This window comes from Calyptranema fuscum S582 (assembly GCF_055793305.1).
On sequence record NZ_JBSLYH010000002.1, the window covers coordinates 199,375 to 212,498 of the forward strand.

General features: G+C 48.9%; 17 protein-coding genes and 1 tRNA gene. 13 read left to right on the forward strand and 5 right to left on the reverse strand.

Translation table 11 applies throughout. The features are described 5' to 3' along the window. Nucleotides 1-4 precede the first annotated feature (4 nt). Nucleotides 5-841 carry an SDR family NAD(P)-dependent oxidoreductase gene (locus ACR6Z4_RS02340; RefSeq protein ID WP_479715600.1) on the reverse strand — a complete coding sequence of 279 codons (837 nt, stop codon included), beginning with the start codon at nucleotides 839-841 and terminating at the stop codon, nucleotides 5-7. A 176-nt stretch (nucleotides 842-1,017) separates the two neighbouring features. Here ACR6Z4_RS02340 and ACR6Z4_RS02345 point away from each other — a divergent pair, with 176 nt between their 5' ends. Then, nucleotides 1,018-1,662 carry a Uma2 family endonuclease gene (locus tag ACR6Z4_RS02345; RefSeq protein WP_479715601.1) on the forward strand — a complete coding sequence of 215 codons (645 nt, stop codon included), beginning with the start codon at nucleotides 1,018-1,020 and terminating at the stop codon, nucleotides 1,660-1,662. Here the strand turns inward: ACR6Z4_RS02345 and ACR6Z4_RS02350 are convergent. Then, on the reverse strand, nucleotides 1,640-2,158 hold the full coding sequence (locus ACR6Z4_RS02350; protein ID WP_479715602.1) for a hypothetical protein: 519 nt from the start codon (nucleotides 2,156-2,158) through the stop codon (nucleotides 1,640-1,642). The genes ACR6Z4_RS02345 and ACR6Z4_RS02350 overlap by 23 nt on opposite strands. A 214-nt stretch (nucleotides 2,159-2,372) precedes the next feature. On the opposite strand from ACR6Z4_RS02350, the gene cobA reads away from it, so the two are divergent. The 7 genes from cobA (at nucleotide 2,373) to ACR6Z4_RS02385 (ending at nucleotide 7,440) form a co-directional block, all read left to right on the forward strand. Then, nucleotides 2,373-4,022 carry a uroporphyrinogen-III C-methyltransferase gene (gene cobA / locus ACR6Z4_RS02355; protein ID WP_479715603.1) on the forward strand — a complete coding sequence of 550 codons (1,650 nt, stop codon included), beginning with the start codon at nucleotides 2,373-2,375 and terminating at the stop codon, nucleotides 4,020-4,022. Between the two features lie 174 nt (nucleotides 4,023-4,196). Beyond that, on the forward strand, nucleotides 4,197-4,877 hold the full coding sequence (coaE, locus tag ACR6Z4_RS02360) for a dephospho-CoA kinase (RefSeq protein ID WP_479715604.1): 681 nt from the start codon (nucleotides 4,197-4,199) through the stop codon (nucleotides 4,875-4,877). 75 nt (nucleotides 4,878-4,952) lie between these two features. Then, entirely contained in the window at nucleotides 4,953-5,510 is a 558-nt protein-coding gene (locus tag ACR6Z4_RS02365; RefSeq protein ID WP_479715605.1) for a type III secretion system chaperone family protein, read from the forward strand. A gap of 260 nt (nucleotides 5,511-5,770) precedes the next feature. Then, nucleotides 5,771-6,493 (forward strand): pyridoxine 5'-phosphate synthase, encoded by a 723-nt coding sequence (locus ACR6Z4_RS02370; protein ID WP_479715606.1) that lies wholly within the window; start codon nucleotides 5,771-5,773, stop codon nucleotides 6,491-6,493. Continuing rightward, nucleotides 6,490-6,816, forward strand: a complete 327-nt coding sequence (locus ACR6Z4_RS02375) for an MgPME-cyclase complex family protein (protein ID WP_479715607.1) — start codon at nucleotides 6,490-6,492, stop codon at nucleotides 6,814-6,816. Before ACR6Z4_RS02370 ends, ACR6Z4_RS02375 begins: the two co-directional genes overlap by 4 nt. Nucleotides 6,817-6,975: 159 nt before the next feature. Next, entirely contained in the window at nucleotides 6,976-7,341 is a 366-nt protein-coding gene (locus ACR6Z4_RS02380) for a DUF1818 family protein (protein ID WP_479715608.1), read from the forward strand. Between the two features lie 25 nt (nucleotides 7,342-7,366). After that, nucleotides 7,367-7,440: transfer RNA gene (locus ACR6Z4_RS02385), tRNA-Pro, on the forward strand. Between the two features lie 464 nt (nucleotides 7,441-7,904). Here ACR6Z4_RS02385 and ACR6Z4_RS02390 read toward each other — a convergent pair. Next, a complete protein-coding gene (locus tag ACR6Z4_RS02390; RefSeq protein WP_479715609.1) occupies nucleotides 7,905-8,333 on the reverse strand; it encodes a VOC family protein in 429 nt (142 codons plus the stop codon). A 522-nt stretch (nucleotides 8,334-8,855) separates the two neighbouring features. Between ACR6Z4_RS02390 and ACR6Z4_RS02395 the strand changes: the two genes are divergently transcribed. From ACR6Z4_RS02395 to ACR6Z4_RS02415, 5 genes are all read left to right on the forward strand, one after another. Further along, nucleotides 8,856-9,059, forward strand: coding sequence for a hypothetical protein (locus ACR6Z4_RS02395; protein ID WP_479715610.1), 204 nt, complete (start codon nucleotides 8,856-8,858; stop codon nucleotides 9,057-9,059). Nucleotides 9,060-9,249: 190 nt separating this feature from the next. Beyond that, the gene (locus tag ACR6Z4_RS02400) at nucleotides 9,250-9,975 is read left to right on the forward strand and encodes a hypothetical protein (RefSeq protein ID WP_479715611.1); all 726 of its coding nucleotides are present in this window, start codon (nucleotides 9,250-9,252) and stop codon (nucleotides 9,973-9,975) included. Continuing rightward, nucleotides 9,972-10,127, forward strand: coding sequence for a hypothetical protein (locus ACR6Z4_RS02405; RefSeq protein ID WP_479715612.1), 156 nt, complete (start codon nucleotides 9,972-9,974; stop codon nucleotides 10,125-10,127). Before ACR6Z4_RS02400 ends, ACR6Z4_RS02405 begins: the two co-directional genes overlap by 4 nt. 87 nt (nucleotides 10,128-10,214) lie before the next feature. Continuing rightward, a complete protein-coding gene (locus ACR6Z4_RS02410; RefSeq protein ID WP_479715613.1) occupies nucleotides 10,215-10,778 on the forward strand; it encodes a Uma2 family endonuclease in 564 nt (187 codons plus the stop codon). A gap of 207 nt (nucleotides 10,779-10,985) precedes the next feature. Continuing rightward, entirely contained in the window at nucleotides 10,986-11,561 is a 576-nt protein-coding gene (locus ACR6Z4_RS02415) for a CAP family protein (protein ID WP_479715614.1), read from the forward strand. A gap of 221 nt (nucleotides 11,562-11,782) precedes the next feature. Here ACR6Z4_RS02415 and ACR6Z4_RS02420 read toward each other — a convergent pair whose 3' ends face one another. Both ACR6Z4_RS02420 and ACR6Z4_RS02425 read right to left on the reverse strand, forming a co-directional pair. Then, entirely contained in the window at nucleotides 11,783-12,097 is a 315-nt protein-coding gene (locus ACR6Z4_RS02420) for an AzlD domain-containing protein (RefSeq protein ID WP_479715615.1), read from the reverse strand. Between the two features lie 74 nt (nucleotides 12,098-12,171). Continuing rightward, a complete protein-coding gene (locus tag ACR6Z4_RS02425) occupies nucleotides 12,172-12,864 on the reverse strand; it encodes an AzlC family ABC transporter permease (RefSeq protein WP_479715616.1) in 693 nt (230 codons plus the stop codon). Nucleotides 12,865-13,124 lie beyond the last annotated feature (260 nt).

Sequence of the window (13,124 nt, forward strand, 5' to 3'; positions counted from 1 at the left end):
TGTTTTACACATCACCTGTCTTACCTGCACGGCGAAGCCGCCACGCCGCCGATTGGGCGATCGCTCGTTTGATCCCACGCGGCATCAGATTCAACACCCGCATCAACCAGCGATAAGGACGATGGGGAAACACCAGCGCATCACCCCGTTCAAATCCCCGCAACGACTCCTCGGCACACTGTTGAGCAGAAATACGAAATCCTTCTAAAAAGCCCCCGATCGCCCTCTGGCTGCCGGTAGATTGATGGATTTCTGTATCCACGGGGCCCGGACACACCTGGGTGACGACGATACCTGTTCCCACCAGTTCTGCTCGCAAACTTTCGCTGAAGCCATTCACAAAATGCTTGGTGCCGGTATACGCGATCGTTCCGGGGATAAAGGCATGAGCTGCCCCAGAGCTGATATTGAGAATGCCACCCTGCCCCTGTTGCACCATCGAGGGCAATAGCCGATGGGTCAGTTGCGCCAGGGCTACAACATTGAGCCGAATCATTTGCTCGACTCGTTGCCAATCAGCTTGTTCATACAACCGTTGCCCTGTTCCCATACCCGCATTATTAACAAGAATGGCGATCGCCCCTACTTTCTCTAATACCGACGTCAGCATCGCATCCACTGCCACCGCATCACTCAGATCACAGACTTCGACGTACACCATCAGCTTGGGATAGATGGCTTGCAATTCCTGACGCAGGGCGTCCAACCGTTCCGCACGACGCGCCACTAGGATCAACGTTTTGGCACGGGCGGCAAATAATCGTGCTAATTCTCGCCCAATCCCAGACGATGCGCCTGTTACTAAAACCACACTGTCATCAATCGGTGGATGCATACTCATGAATACCCGTCAGTTGATAGATCGCTGCTCCGCATACCCGTGCTGGGAGGGTAGTGGTATTCATGTAATGATTTTTTGTGGCGCGGGCGACGCCCGCGCCACAAAAAATCATTACGGTTTTAGGACGACCCTAAGAGTAAGCTGATAGGGAGAGACGATCAACTCATCCCTATCTTATGCTGAGTACGGCAATTCGGTTTCAGCTAGAACCCGGTCAAACAATAACGTTGCATCCCGTTTCCTGGCAGCGATTTGAAGAGATTTTGACCGAATTGGGAGAACGACGTTCTTCCCGAATTGCCTATGCCAACGGAATTTTAGAAATCATGGCACCTTTACCAGAGCACGAGCGCACCAAGGTTTTGATCGCAGATCTGGTCAAACTAGTGCTCAAGGTACAAAAACGAGCCTGGGAGCCGCTCGGTTCTACAACGTTTAAGCGAGAAAGCATGGTCGCCGGAATTGAACCGGACGAATGCTTCTATATTCAACATTACCAGGCAGTAATTGGTAAAGAACGGCTCGATTTAGCGATCGATCCCCCTCCCGATTTAGCCATTGAAACAGATGTCACCTCTAAAACTGAGCGGAGTGCTTACGAAGCTTTAGCCGTGCCGGAGCTATGGATTTATGCCGCTGGCAAATTGATGATATACGTTTTGCAATCGGGGCACTATGTTGAGTCAGAAACGAGTCTTACATTTCCCACGGTGGCGATCGCCCATTGGATTCCATACGTCGTTCAACGCGCCAAGGAGATTGGGGTCAGCCAAGCCTTAGACGAATTTGAACAGCAGCTTAATCAAATGAATAGCCTATAAAGAAAATTTCTACCGGGTTCTCGTTCTCATACAGAATGATATGTCTACCTGTGCCGCGATCGATGCTTTCCCAAAAATCATCAACCACATCGTCAGCCTGATCCGATGCAAGGAGTCTCGATTCAACCAGGGCATGGGTTGGTTGTTCGGTACCAAAAAGGCGGATCAACTCATCGGCGGATAAGGGAAATGACGTACACAACAGATCCATGCCGTCTTGGGTTGATGCCTCCATCGCTTCCGCATAGGGGATTGTAGAGAGCTGCCACAGATCGAGAATCGAACGAGTGCCATCTGCGTCAGAGGCTTCCAGGGCATCTTCTATGGACGAATGCTGTGCGCCTGGGCTGGGGGAATCGGCAGTAATGGGAAATTCTAGGAATGATATGACGGGATGATAACGACCTGCGGCAAATTCTCGCTGGCGTAATGTTTGTAAGGTTGTATTGATGTCGATTTGGTACGGTGTGTAATACCAATAAGGATGTCCGCCCATCGCTTTTACCTCCCAGTTGTGGTGTGTGTTGCAGATTTAGGTATTGTTTTGGCAACGCTCACAGCGCTCACACAACAACCGTAATGTATCCAGGCGGGACGCGCTAGATTTATGGCACTGGAACCAAAGAATTCTAAAGCAGAGCTGCGATCGCTCCAAACCTGTACCCCTTTCATGTCACGCTAATGAATGACCGTTATTTCTCAGACTGACCGTGAAGCAGAGTGGTAAGGTTTATCTGATTGGAGCCGGACCCGGCAATCTGGAATATTTAACTGTACAGGCACACCAATTGCTGCCTCAGGCAGAGGTATTGGTCTACGATGCCCTGGTCGATGAGCAGTTGTTAGCATTAGTGCCACCCGATTGTCTTTTAGTCGATGTCGGCAAACGGGGCGGCGCACCGAGTACCCCACAAGCCGAGATCAATCAATTGTTGGTGCATCATTGCCACCAAGGACGACGGGTGATTCGATTAAAAAGTGGCGATCCGTTTATTTTTGGGCGATCGACCACTGAAATCGAAACATTGAAACAGGCGGGTTGCGATTTTGAAGTCATACCCGGATTATCGTCAGCCCTGGCAGCACCGTTGCTGGCGGATATTCCACTCACCGATCCGGTGTTAAGTCGCTGCTTTGCCGTTATGAGCGCCCACGAACCCGACGAACTCCACTGGGAAGCCCTGGCACAAATTGAAACACTGGTAATTTTAATGGGAACCCGGCAACTGCCGGAGATCTTGCATCAGCTAGAACGCCACGAGCGATCGCCCCAAACTCCGATTGCGGTGATCCGGTGGGCAGGACATCCCGACCAACAGGTGTGGACAGGGACACTGGGGACGATCCTGCAACAAACGGCGTATCAACCCCTTTCCCCGGCGATTATGGTGATTGGTGAAGTCGTAGGGCTGCGTCCTTATCTACAAGCCTCCGCCAAGTCCCCAAGCCCGTCCCCTGTGTCCTCTGCTGCCCTGCCACAGTCTCATCCGCCGCTGGCTGGCAAAACGATTCTGGTAACCCGCTCTGCCGGACAATCTAGCCAGTTTACCCAGTTGCTCGAAACTGAGGGAGCAACGGTGATTGAGATGCCTGCCTTAGAAATCGGGCCGCCATCAAGTTGGGTAGACTTAGATGCTGCGATCGCCCGTCTCAGCGAATTTGACTGGCTGATTCTGACGTCAACCAATGGGGTTGATTATTTCTTTGAACGATTACAACACCAGGGCAAAGATGCGCGGGCGTTGGCGGGTGTAAAGCTGGCTGTAGTGGGTAAGAAAACGGCTCAAAGCTTGAAGCAATATGGGCTGCACCCCGATTTTATTCCTCCTAATTTTGTGGCTGATGCTCTGGTCGAAACCTTCCCAGATAGCGATCGCCTGGCGGGACTTAACATCCTTTTCCCCAGAGTTGAAACGGGGGGCAGAGAAGTATTGGTCAAAGAATTTAGCGACCGAGGGGCTGTTGTCACTGAGGTGCCTGCCTATCAATCGGGCTGTGTGCAAGCGATCGCCCCTGATGCCTTGCACGCTTTACAACAAGGCAGCGTGGATGTCATCACCTTCGCCAGTTCTAAAACCGTGCATTGTTTTTGGCAGCTGTTAGATCGGGCGTTAGGAGGTCAGGATCAGGCGTCGGATATTGGGGATCAGCGTATTTCCGGTTCCCCCGCTTCACCCTCCGACCCGCCATCCCCATCGGCTCACTCTGTCTTAAACGACATCTGTATTGCCTCGATCGGACCTCAAACCTCAACAACCTGCCAGCAGTTGATCGGCAGAGTCGATGTAGAAGCCTCAGAGTATACTTTGGAGGGTCTAACACAGGCAATTGTGCAGTGGGCAGAGAAAAATAGAGGATGAAGGATGAAAAATACAATCTATTTGCCGTGGGCAAGGTCGCCCGTCCAACCATGGAAACGGGTTGAATAGCTCAATCGCAGGTTGAACAGGTGTGCGCTACTTCACAACGTTGAACCTATCAACGTTTAACCCCCAGATTTGGACTGTTGTCTGCCGGAATCGTGTGTTCTTCTGATGAGCGATCGCAATTCTCAATTGGATACAACTTCGCAACGTATTATTGGTTTAACGGGTGGTGTGGGCATGGGCAAAACCACCGTTTCTAACTATTTAGCTACGGCTTTTCAATTGCCGGTCTTGGATGCCGATATTTATGCCCGTGAAGCTGTGCAACCGGGTTCTCAAGTTCTCCAGCAAATTGTCGAGCGCTATGGATCGTGCATCCTTTTGCCCAATGGATACCTCGATCGGGTGCGCATTGGAGAAATCGTTTTCAATAATTCCGCCGAACGACTCTGGTTAGAACAACAAATTCATCCCTATGTGCGCGATCGCTTTGAAGCAGAACTAGCCACATTCCGCACCTCAGGCAATGCCACCCTTGTTCTGGTTGCACCCCTGTTATTCGAAGCCCGCATGACCGATCTGGTGACCGAAATTTGGGTGATTTATTGTCCCGTCAGCCAACAAATTGAGCGTCTTCGGCAACGCCAGGGAGAGAACGGCGATTATCTTAGCCTGGAACAAATTTATGCTCGAATTAATAGTCAAATGGCGATCGAAAAAAAACTTGCCCAAGCCAATGTCATACTCGATAACTCTACCGACGTAGAAACATTATTAAAACAAGTCATCGCCGCTGTTAATCAATCCCCCGTAACAAATTCTGAGGTGCCCAAAACAGTTCACGATTAATTTCTGATTTCACCAGGAAAGCAGACAAGCGATTAATATGAGAAACGGTGAGAATGGCAGGGAAGAGAAAATCGCATGGGCGCGACGTTAGAACAAATCGCACAATACTTAGACAACGCCGGTTGGAAATATAAAATCGACGAGGAAGAGTCTCGCATTCTAACTGGAGTCTATGCTGAACACATCGACAATTTTTTGATTGTCGTTCAGCTCGATGAAGAGGGTGAATTTTTTGAACTCTTTGCACCCCGAGTCCTTTCTGGGGTAAAAGATCATCCCCATAAGTCAGCCATCTTACAAACCATGCTCAGCATTTCGTGGGAAACCAAAATGTTGCAATGGGAGTACGACCCCACCGATGGCGAAATCAGAGCCATTATTGAATTCCCCCTAGAAGACTCGATCCTCACCGAACGTCAATTCAACCGCTGTCTGCACAGCCTAATTCAGATTGTCGATGAAATGGCAATGCCCCGCCTGAAAGCCGTCATGGAAACCGGCGAAGATCCCGGCGATCTGGAAGAAGGCGAACGGTTATTGCTCAAACTCCAGGAAGAAGCCCCTGGCTTATTAACCGTACTAGAAAAGGCAATGGAAGCTCGCAAACGTCGTGGTCGGTTATCGGCTGAGTAATTAGGAATCCGCATTTAGATACTACTGTTTAATAAAATTCCAGTTTTGGTGTGGTGCGGCAAAGCCGAACCAAAGTTCAAGGGCGTGAAGTACACGGTGTTGTGTGAGAGCCGCGCTTCGCGCGGCTCTCACACAACACCCGGAATCTATCCAGGCGCGAAGCTAAGACTATAAATCCAAACAGCATTAACGTTGGTATCGGGAAGGGGAATCAGTTAAAATCCTAAAGCGAGTTTTTCAGGCACAGGAGCGTTTTAAAGTTGCCTACGCTGGGTGTAAATATTGACCACATTGCCACCATCCGGCAAGCCCGACGAACCGTGGAACCCGACCCCATTGCCGCCGCCGTTTTAGCTGAACTGAGCGGAGCCGATGGGATTACGGTGCATTTGCGGGAAGATCGGCGACATATTCAAGATCGGGATGTTCGTTTGCTGCGGCAGACTGTCCGCACCCATCTCAACCTGGAGATGGCAGCGACCGATGAAATGGTTGCGATCGCCCTCGACATCCAACCCGACTACATTACCCTGGTGCCCGAACGCCGTGAGGAAGTGACGACTGAAGGTGGCTTAGATATTGTCGGTCAACAGGCTCGCATGGCAGATGTTGTAGAAACCTTACAAAGTGCCGGGATTCCGGTCAGTCTGTTTATCGATGCTGATCCCGACCAAATTGCGGCATCGGCAGCCGTCAGGGCAAAGTTTATCGAACTGCACACGGGCACCTATGCCGAAGCCACCGATGAACACGATCGTGCTAGAGAATTAGCTGTCTTAGCAGATGGTTGTAAACGGGCGATCGCACTTGGGTTGCGAGTTAATGCCGGACATGGACTGACCTATTGGAATGTCTATCCTGTCGCCTGTCTCGCAGGTATGGAAGAATTGAACATTGGACATACCATCATCAGTCGGGCTGTACTGGTCGGTATGGAACGGGCCGTCAAAGAAATGAAACAAGCAATTCGGGGAGAGTTATGACCACTTATCACTACATCTTAGCCAGCCAACGCTTTTTATTAGAAGAAGAGCCGATGGATGAAGTCTTGCGCGAACGCACGCGAGACTATGGAGAAAAAGGAAAGGAAATCGACTTTTGGGTGATCCAACAGCCTGCCTTTTTAGACGCTCCTGAAATGAGCGAGGTTAAAGCTCAGTGTCCTCAACCTGCGGTCGCCATTGTTTCGACCAATCCGCAGTTCATCACCTGGCTCAGACTCCGATTAGAATTTGTTCTGACTGGAACGTTTGAAGCACCCTCCGAATCCATTCCTAACCCCCTGGCATCGCTCGCATCTGTTTAGAAAACCTAATCCTATTTGAGAGGAGCGGACGGCAGAGCCGTCGCTCCTCTCAAATAGGATTACAGGTTTATGTGTGAGTGCTGCATGAAAAGTGGCACCCCCACCAAATTTCGTAGCTGGAGCAATGCCTGGATTTAATCCAGGTTGGCATCAATAACAATGGCTCGCCAAATCAAACGGGGTGACGGTTGGCGTCTGGGCTGGGATGCAGACGCACCCGACTATTGTGGATTAGTCGGTGGTGATGATTGGGCGATCGAACTGACCGAGGCAGAACTCGACGATTTTTGTCGTTTGCTGCTGCAATTGGCAGACACCCTGCATCAGCTTCAGGCAGAACTTATGGACGAAGAACGCATCAGTTGCGAAGTGGAAAGCGATCGCATTTGGTTAGAAGCAGAAGGATTTCCCCATTGCTATAACCTGCGGCTGCTCGTACTAACCGGGCGGCAGGGCGAAGGTGCCTGGAATGCGATCGTAGTTCCTAACTTGATTCAAGCTGTTCAAACCTTAAAAGTCTTCTAAAGTATGTTATGCTAGTCAAGCGAAACGGGGCGTAGCGCAGCTTGGTAGCGCACCACTTTGGGGTAGTGGGGGTCGTGGGTTCGAATCCCGCCGCTCCGATCTTTGAAAACCGCTCATAATTGGGCGGTTTCAGTGTTTTAAAGTAGCGTTGTTGTGAATAACGCATGCGCCATCAGGCACGGGAAATAAAATCCCATTTTGTTGAGGCGCGGCAGAGCCGCGCCTCAACAAAACGGCTAAAGCGTTTGAGAGTAAGATTGTTCTCTACATTTTTATGGTTCTACGCCATCCAGTTAGGACATCAGGGGGGTGGAGGCACCGCCCCACGCAGGGGTGAAACCCCTGTACCCTCTCCTAACCCTAATGCATACTGCTAGTACAGAAGCGGTGTCATGGGACGCAGAGTGCCCCATGACACCGTCCTGAATCAACCCGCACGGTGCCATAGGAAATGCCACCTGCATTTCAGACTTCAATAGCGGGATGAGTTTGGGCGTAAACCCTTCGGGTTCACGCCCAAATTCATCCCCAAAATCAGCACTGCCACATTTTGAGTGTTTAGTTTACGCAGACGGGTTAGCGTTCAGTTCCTGCTCAAGTTGCTCATCCCAAAAGGCAGCTTCTACCTTGTGTCCGTCTGGGTCACGAACAAAGCATCCATAGTACGGCTCACTATACTCAGACCTGCCCCCCGGCGCACCTTCGTCTTTGCCCCCTGCTGCCAAGGCTGCTTCATAGAAGGCGTGGACAGCCTCTTTTGTAGGAGCAATAAAGCCCACATGGGTACCATTGCCAACTGTTGCAGGTTGCCCATCGAAGGGAGTTCCCACCCAAAATTCTGGGTACTGTTTGCCATAGGCGATCGCACCGGGATGCTCCATCAATCGCCTGCAACCCAGGGTCACTAATACGGCGTCATAAAATGCGATCGCCCGTTCAAAATTATTGGTGCCAAGCGAGATGTGAGAGAGAATGCTGGGATTATTGCTCATATCTAAGTTCTCCGTGAGTTGAGTTGAGATCGGACACGTTAAAGATTTAGAGCGATTTTGGCGTTTGTTTTAGCTCGAAGCGTGATTAAACAACCAAATCCTATCAATTCATGTGTACTATAGCAACTCTCTACGGCGTGAAGTATTACAGCGCTTCGCGCTTGAATATATCTAGATTTTTTGTTGTGTGCCGCGCTCCGCGCGGCACACAACAAAAAATCTGTGGCTTAATCAATTGAAAATGGTTGTAAGTTGCCAGTTTCCTCCTAGAGTCGCTGACAAAGTGCAGGAAAAAGATAACACAGACAGGTTGTTTTGGCGATCGCCCCTCCCTTTTCAAAGAAGTTGTATAGCAGTCGAGGGATTGACTAAGACAAAGCTTATGTGAGAACCCGCGCTCCGCGCGGGTTCTCACACATTCTGATTTAACCGTCTCGACGGTTGCTATAGTGCCTTCTTGACGCCTTGTAGCGCCATGTATTATGTTTGTAGCATGAGATGAAACATAGCGGAGTCAATCCCATGAACACTCAGTCCCTTACTCACACTAATTCTTTCTTGAAGTTCCTAGAGTTCTTAAAAATTCGCCATTCCGCTACATCTAAGCCACTTCAAGATGATTCATTTCATCAGGAAAATCAACGGAATTCTTCTGCCGCTCAACATATGCAAGCACTCCGCCAACTTCAGCAAACTTATTACCTGGAACGGCGTTGCTTTTTCTAATCCCAATCAATCAACATAGCGGTGTGCAAGTTCGTTAAGCACAGAAATACTATTGTGGAGCGCTCCGCGTCCCACATCAGCGTACTCAATCAACCTGCACAGCGCTATATGGAGCGAGGTGAGTTCAATGATGTTTGCAAGTACAAACCCCAACAAAGTTCAGCGCAACTATATGTAGACCATCAAGCATATGAGTGAACATCGTTTGAGCGAAATTGTAATTGAACGTCCTCGCCATGGGATGAGAATTAGTCTCAGAAAGCTGCAAGGGTTTAAGAAACGATTAGATCAGCTTACTGAAGAAGCAACTCAGGATGGATTACTCAGTCCTTACCTGATCAAACCTAGAAACAAGTCTAAATATCTCTCGGATCATCTGGGACCCCTGCGTCGGTTTTTGCGATCGCATGTTGGGCAACCGTGGAATGATGTTTATAGTAAATTGTGTCGTCAATTAGATAGTAGCACCATGACAGGGCAGCATGTTTTGAGTCATGTGTGGGACTATGTTGAACGGCACGTTGAACTGATTGATGGTGTTCCTTATAGCAAGCCCTACCGGGAATTTCATAGACCTTTAGGGAGTCATTGGCGAAATCAATTTTACGTGCATCCTGAAACAGGCATTTTGTGTGCATCTGACAAGCTACCTCGGAAGCAGAAGCGGAGCCAAGTCCAAGTAGACAAGGTGATTCTGGATGATGCTCATCAGTATCACAAACTCAATGAGATTTGGTATTTGATTACATTTGCCGAATTTCCATCCCCACCGACTGAATCTGTGAAAGATGCTTTGCAAGGTTTGATTACTCGAAGTAATACACAGGTGATCAACGGTCGTAACGTATATGCCGTGAGCAAACGGCAGTGTAATAAAAAAGAAATTCGATTCATTCTGAATCAATTACTGCGTTGACTTTTTCTCATTCTTCATGCGATCGCATCTTTCAATCGGTGTTTCAATGTGCGGTAGAGTTTTTCCCAGGTATGGTACTACTCCCGGCACACTCGTCTCATCTGGAGTTGTTGGAGATTTTAGACGGATTGTTGCCAGTGCGATCGGATTAGTAGGGTTAGAATAGGGCATAACTGATCGATCGTCAGTTGTGCCCTTTCTACTTTGCTGAGTTGACGTTGAGCAAGGGGATAGTTCTAGTGGTACAGGTTTCAGAAAAAACAATCACGCTGGAGCAGTTTCTAAAGTTGCCAGAGACAAAGCCAGCCAGCGAATATATTGATGGGCGCATCGTTCAAAAACCAATGCCACAGGGAAAGCATAGTATTCTTCAGGGCGAATTAGTGACCGCAATCAACACGATTGTCAAAAAGCAGAAAGTTGCCTATGCGTTCCCAGAATTGCGCTGTACGTTTGGTGGGCGATCGCTGATTCCTGATATCTCCGTATTTGCCTGGAATCGCATTCCAGTAGATGACAACGGCGATATTGCCAATGTCTTCCCCATTTGCCCAGACTGGACGATTGAAATCCTTTCCCCCGATCAAAGTCCCACGAAGGTAACTGGAAATATTTTGCATTGCCTCAAGCATGGTTGTCAGATGGGTTGGCTAATTGATCCAGAGGAGCGATCGCTCCTCATCTATCCATCTGGGCAGCAACCTGAGTTTTTACAAGACGAACCAGATAGTTTACCTGTTCCCAGTTTGGGTACTGATGTGAGACTCACTATAGGTGATGTCTTTAGCTGGTTAAAGCTATAGAAACAGGGATACCATTACCAATAGGCGTGAGTTTTGTTGAAACAGGTGTAAACCCGTAATTATGTTAAGACAGATAACATATTGAAAAGCTTACGTAGTGCTGCTTTTCAATACATTACCATTCTGATTCTGAGCATGCAGCACTGCATTAGTATAATTGTGTACAGAGAATTTTACCTATATCAAAATCTGAGAAGGAAGGTTTCGATGAATCAGACGCACCTTATCAAAGTCGGTTTTATAGGATTGGCTAGTGCCGTTGTTTTGGGTACATTCAATGCTGGGCAGGTCGTTGGGCAAGCGACTATTGATCTGGCTACTTTTCGTAGCACGGCACTCTCTCAACACAATGCTTATCGGGCTACCCATTATGCTCCTGATATGACCACCAGTGACTCTCTCAACGATAGTGCGCAGCGTTGGGCTGAACACTTGGCAAGCACCGCAACCTTTGACCATAGTGGCATCTCTGGGATTGGAGAGAATCTTTACGTTTCGTACAGCACAGAGGCGTCTGTAGACGCGGCAACCCTGGCTAACGATGCGGTTCAAGCCTGGTATGACGAAGTTGCCAGCTATGACTATGGAAATCCAGGATTTTCCAGCAACACGGGTCATTTTACTCAAGTGGTTTGGAAGGGCAGTACACAAGTCGGTTGTGGTGCAGCTCAGGGAGTGGCAATAGAAGACGGTACTGAGTTCAATGCCTTTTACGTGGTATGTCAATACACCCCTCCTGGGAATATGGAAGGTGCTTACGAAGATAACGTTTTGCAACCGTAGCACCTTGAAGGATTGCGATCGCCAAACCTCTGACATCGAAGCACAAGGTCGTTTAGATTGAATGTTGAAATAGATTGCGATCGCTGACGATGGCGACTTGGGGACTTGCCCCCAAACCCCCTCCGATAAATTACTCAAGGCGCGTTTTAAAACTCGTTTAAAGGCTGTTTTTTTGTGCGCTTCGCGCACGAAAAAACAACCTTTAAAACAGACCCTATAGTTTAAGCCATAGAGATAGATGCGATCGCCCCAAATACCACACATCCGATCGCTACGCCCATAATTAAAGGCATTTGTCTGAGGCTCGCCAGAATCACTGCAAGGCTAGCGGCGATCGCTGCAATGGCTTCCAGCCCATTTCCTGAAGTAGGGTCAATAAAGCTGACTACACTGCCGACTGCCATCACGAAGATCACTGCAAAGGGAAGATGGGTAAGCCAGCTAGCACTAAAGAATTTTGCCGGAATCCATACCCCAGCCGTTCTCATTCCGTAGGTGCCCAATCCTGCTAAAAGAATCATCCACCAAATAGTCATGGGGTTATATCTCCTGTCGAGCAATTTCAAGTGAGTGGATTGTAGAAGGTTGAAAGTCCATCAAGTGCAAAGTGTTACAGCTTGGGTTGAGAAAAGGCTGGCGTTTCAGGCTCGTTTGGCTTCAGCAGATAGGATGCAACCAGCGTAATACTTAAAATCGCCAGCAAAATACCGATTGATCCCCAGGGCTGTGTGATCAAAACAAGGGCGACTCCAATTCCCAAAACCCAGACAATTTCTCGTTGCCATGCTTGTTGAACGGCATTGACCAGCAAACAGAGAAACAAACTGGGCAAAGCAAAAGCTAACCAGCGTTCTGAAACAATCAAGCCAAACTGACACCCCAGCCAGGTGCCCAATATCCACGCTACCCAGCACGATAGATGCAAGCCCAGGTAATAACTAAATGGACGTGCAGCTTCAGACGATTCCAATGCGAAGGTTTCATCGACAATGCCGTGGCATAAAATCCAGCGTTTCCAGGTGTCAAAACGGTTATAGAGGGTTTGGGCAGAGAAACTCATGGGAATATGGCGCAAGTTGATGATCAACACGGTTAAAACAATGCTGAGCCAGGGCAAACCTTGCCGGATCGCTTCAATCACGGCAAATTGCGAGGCTCCCGCAAAAATCCATACCGACATGCCAACCGTTTCCAGCTTCGTTAGCCCCGACTGAACGGCGATCGCCCCAAAACTCATCGCGATCGGTAGAAACCCTGCCACAATTCCAACGGCACGACTGCACCCTCGAACAAACTCATTCATCACAACCTTCCCTGGTATCAACAGCTAGGGTTCATCGTAGAGAAATAAACAGGGTGCCGTCTTGAACGATCTTGCTCTACTTCTCAGGACACCCAATTAACGCAGGGTCACCCATGACGATGAGACTCGGACGTTTACGCGAAACATCGACCCTTCTGATCACTTTTCGGATAAGTTCTAAGATGGGTGTGTGGGCTTCGTTCCCATAAGAGAGCGCAGATCCTATTGCTCCCCTTGAATTTGCTCAATTTTAAAGAGCA

Excerpts from the sequence above, each read along its gene's own strand:
- ACR6Z4_RS02340 (WP_479715600.1), bottom strand. The coding sequence starts at position 841 with ATGAGTATGCATCCACCGATTGATGACAGTGTGGTTTTAGTAACAGGC.
- ACR6Z4_RS02345 (WP_479715601.1), top strand. The coding sequence starts at position 1,018 with ATGCTGAGTACGGCAATTCGGTTTCAGCTAGAACCCGGTCAAACAATA.
- ACR6Z4_RS02350 (WP_479715602.1), bottom strand. The coding sequence starts at position 2,158 with ATGGGCGGACATCCTTATTGGTATTACACACCGTACCAAATCGACATC.
- coaE (WP_479715604.1), top strand. The coding sequence starts at position 4,197 with ATGAGCGATCGCAATTCTCAATTGGATACAACTTCGCAACGTATTATT.
- ACR6Z4_RS02365 (WP_479715605.1), top strand. The coding sequence starts at position 4,953 with ATGGGCGCGACGTTAGAACAAATCGCACAATACTTAGACAACGCCGGT.
- ACR6Z4_RS02375 (WP_479715607.1), top strand. The coding sequence starts at position 6,490 with ATGACCACTTATCACTACATCTTAGCCAGCCAACGCTTTTTATTAGAA.
- ACR6Z4_RS02380 (WP_479715608.1), top strand. The coding sequence starts at position 6,976 with ATGGCTCGCCAAATCAAACGGGGTGACGGTTGGCGTCTGGGCTGGGAT.
- ACR6Z4_RS02390 (WP_479715609.1), bottom strand. The coding sequence starts at position 8,333 with ATGAGCAATAATCCCAGCATTCTCTCTCACATCTCGCTTGGCACCAAT.
- ACR6Z4_RS02395 (WP_479715610.1), top strand. The coding sequence starts at position 8,856 with ATGAACACTCAGTCCCTTACTCACACTAATTCTTTCTTGAAGTTCCTA.
- ACR6Z4_RS02400 (WP_479715611.1), top strand. The coding sequence starts at position 9,250 with ATGAGTGAACATCGTTTGAGCGAAATTGTAATTGAACGTCCTCGCCAT.
- ACR6Z4_RS02415 (WP_479715614.1), top strand. The coding sequence starts at position 10,986 with ATGAATCAGACGCACCTTATCAAAGTCGGTTTTATAGGATTGGCTAGT.
- ACR6Z4_RS02420 (WP_479715615.1), bottom strand. The coding sequence starts at position 12,097 with ATGACTATTTGGTGGATGATTCTTTTAGCAGGATTGGGCACCTACGGA.
- ACR6Z4_RS02425 (WP_479715616.1), bottom strand. The coding sequence starts at position 12,864 with ATGAATGAGTTTGTTCGAGGGTGCAGTCGTGCCGTTGGAATTGTGGCA.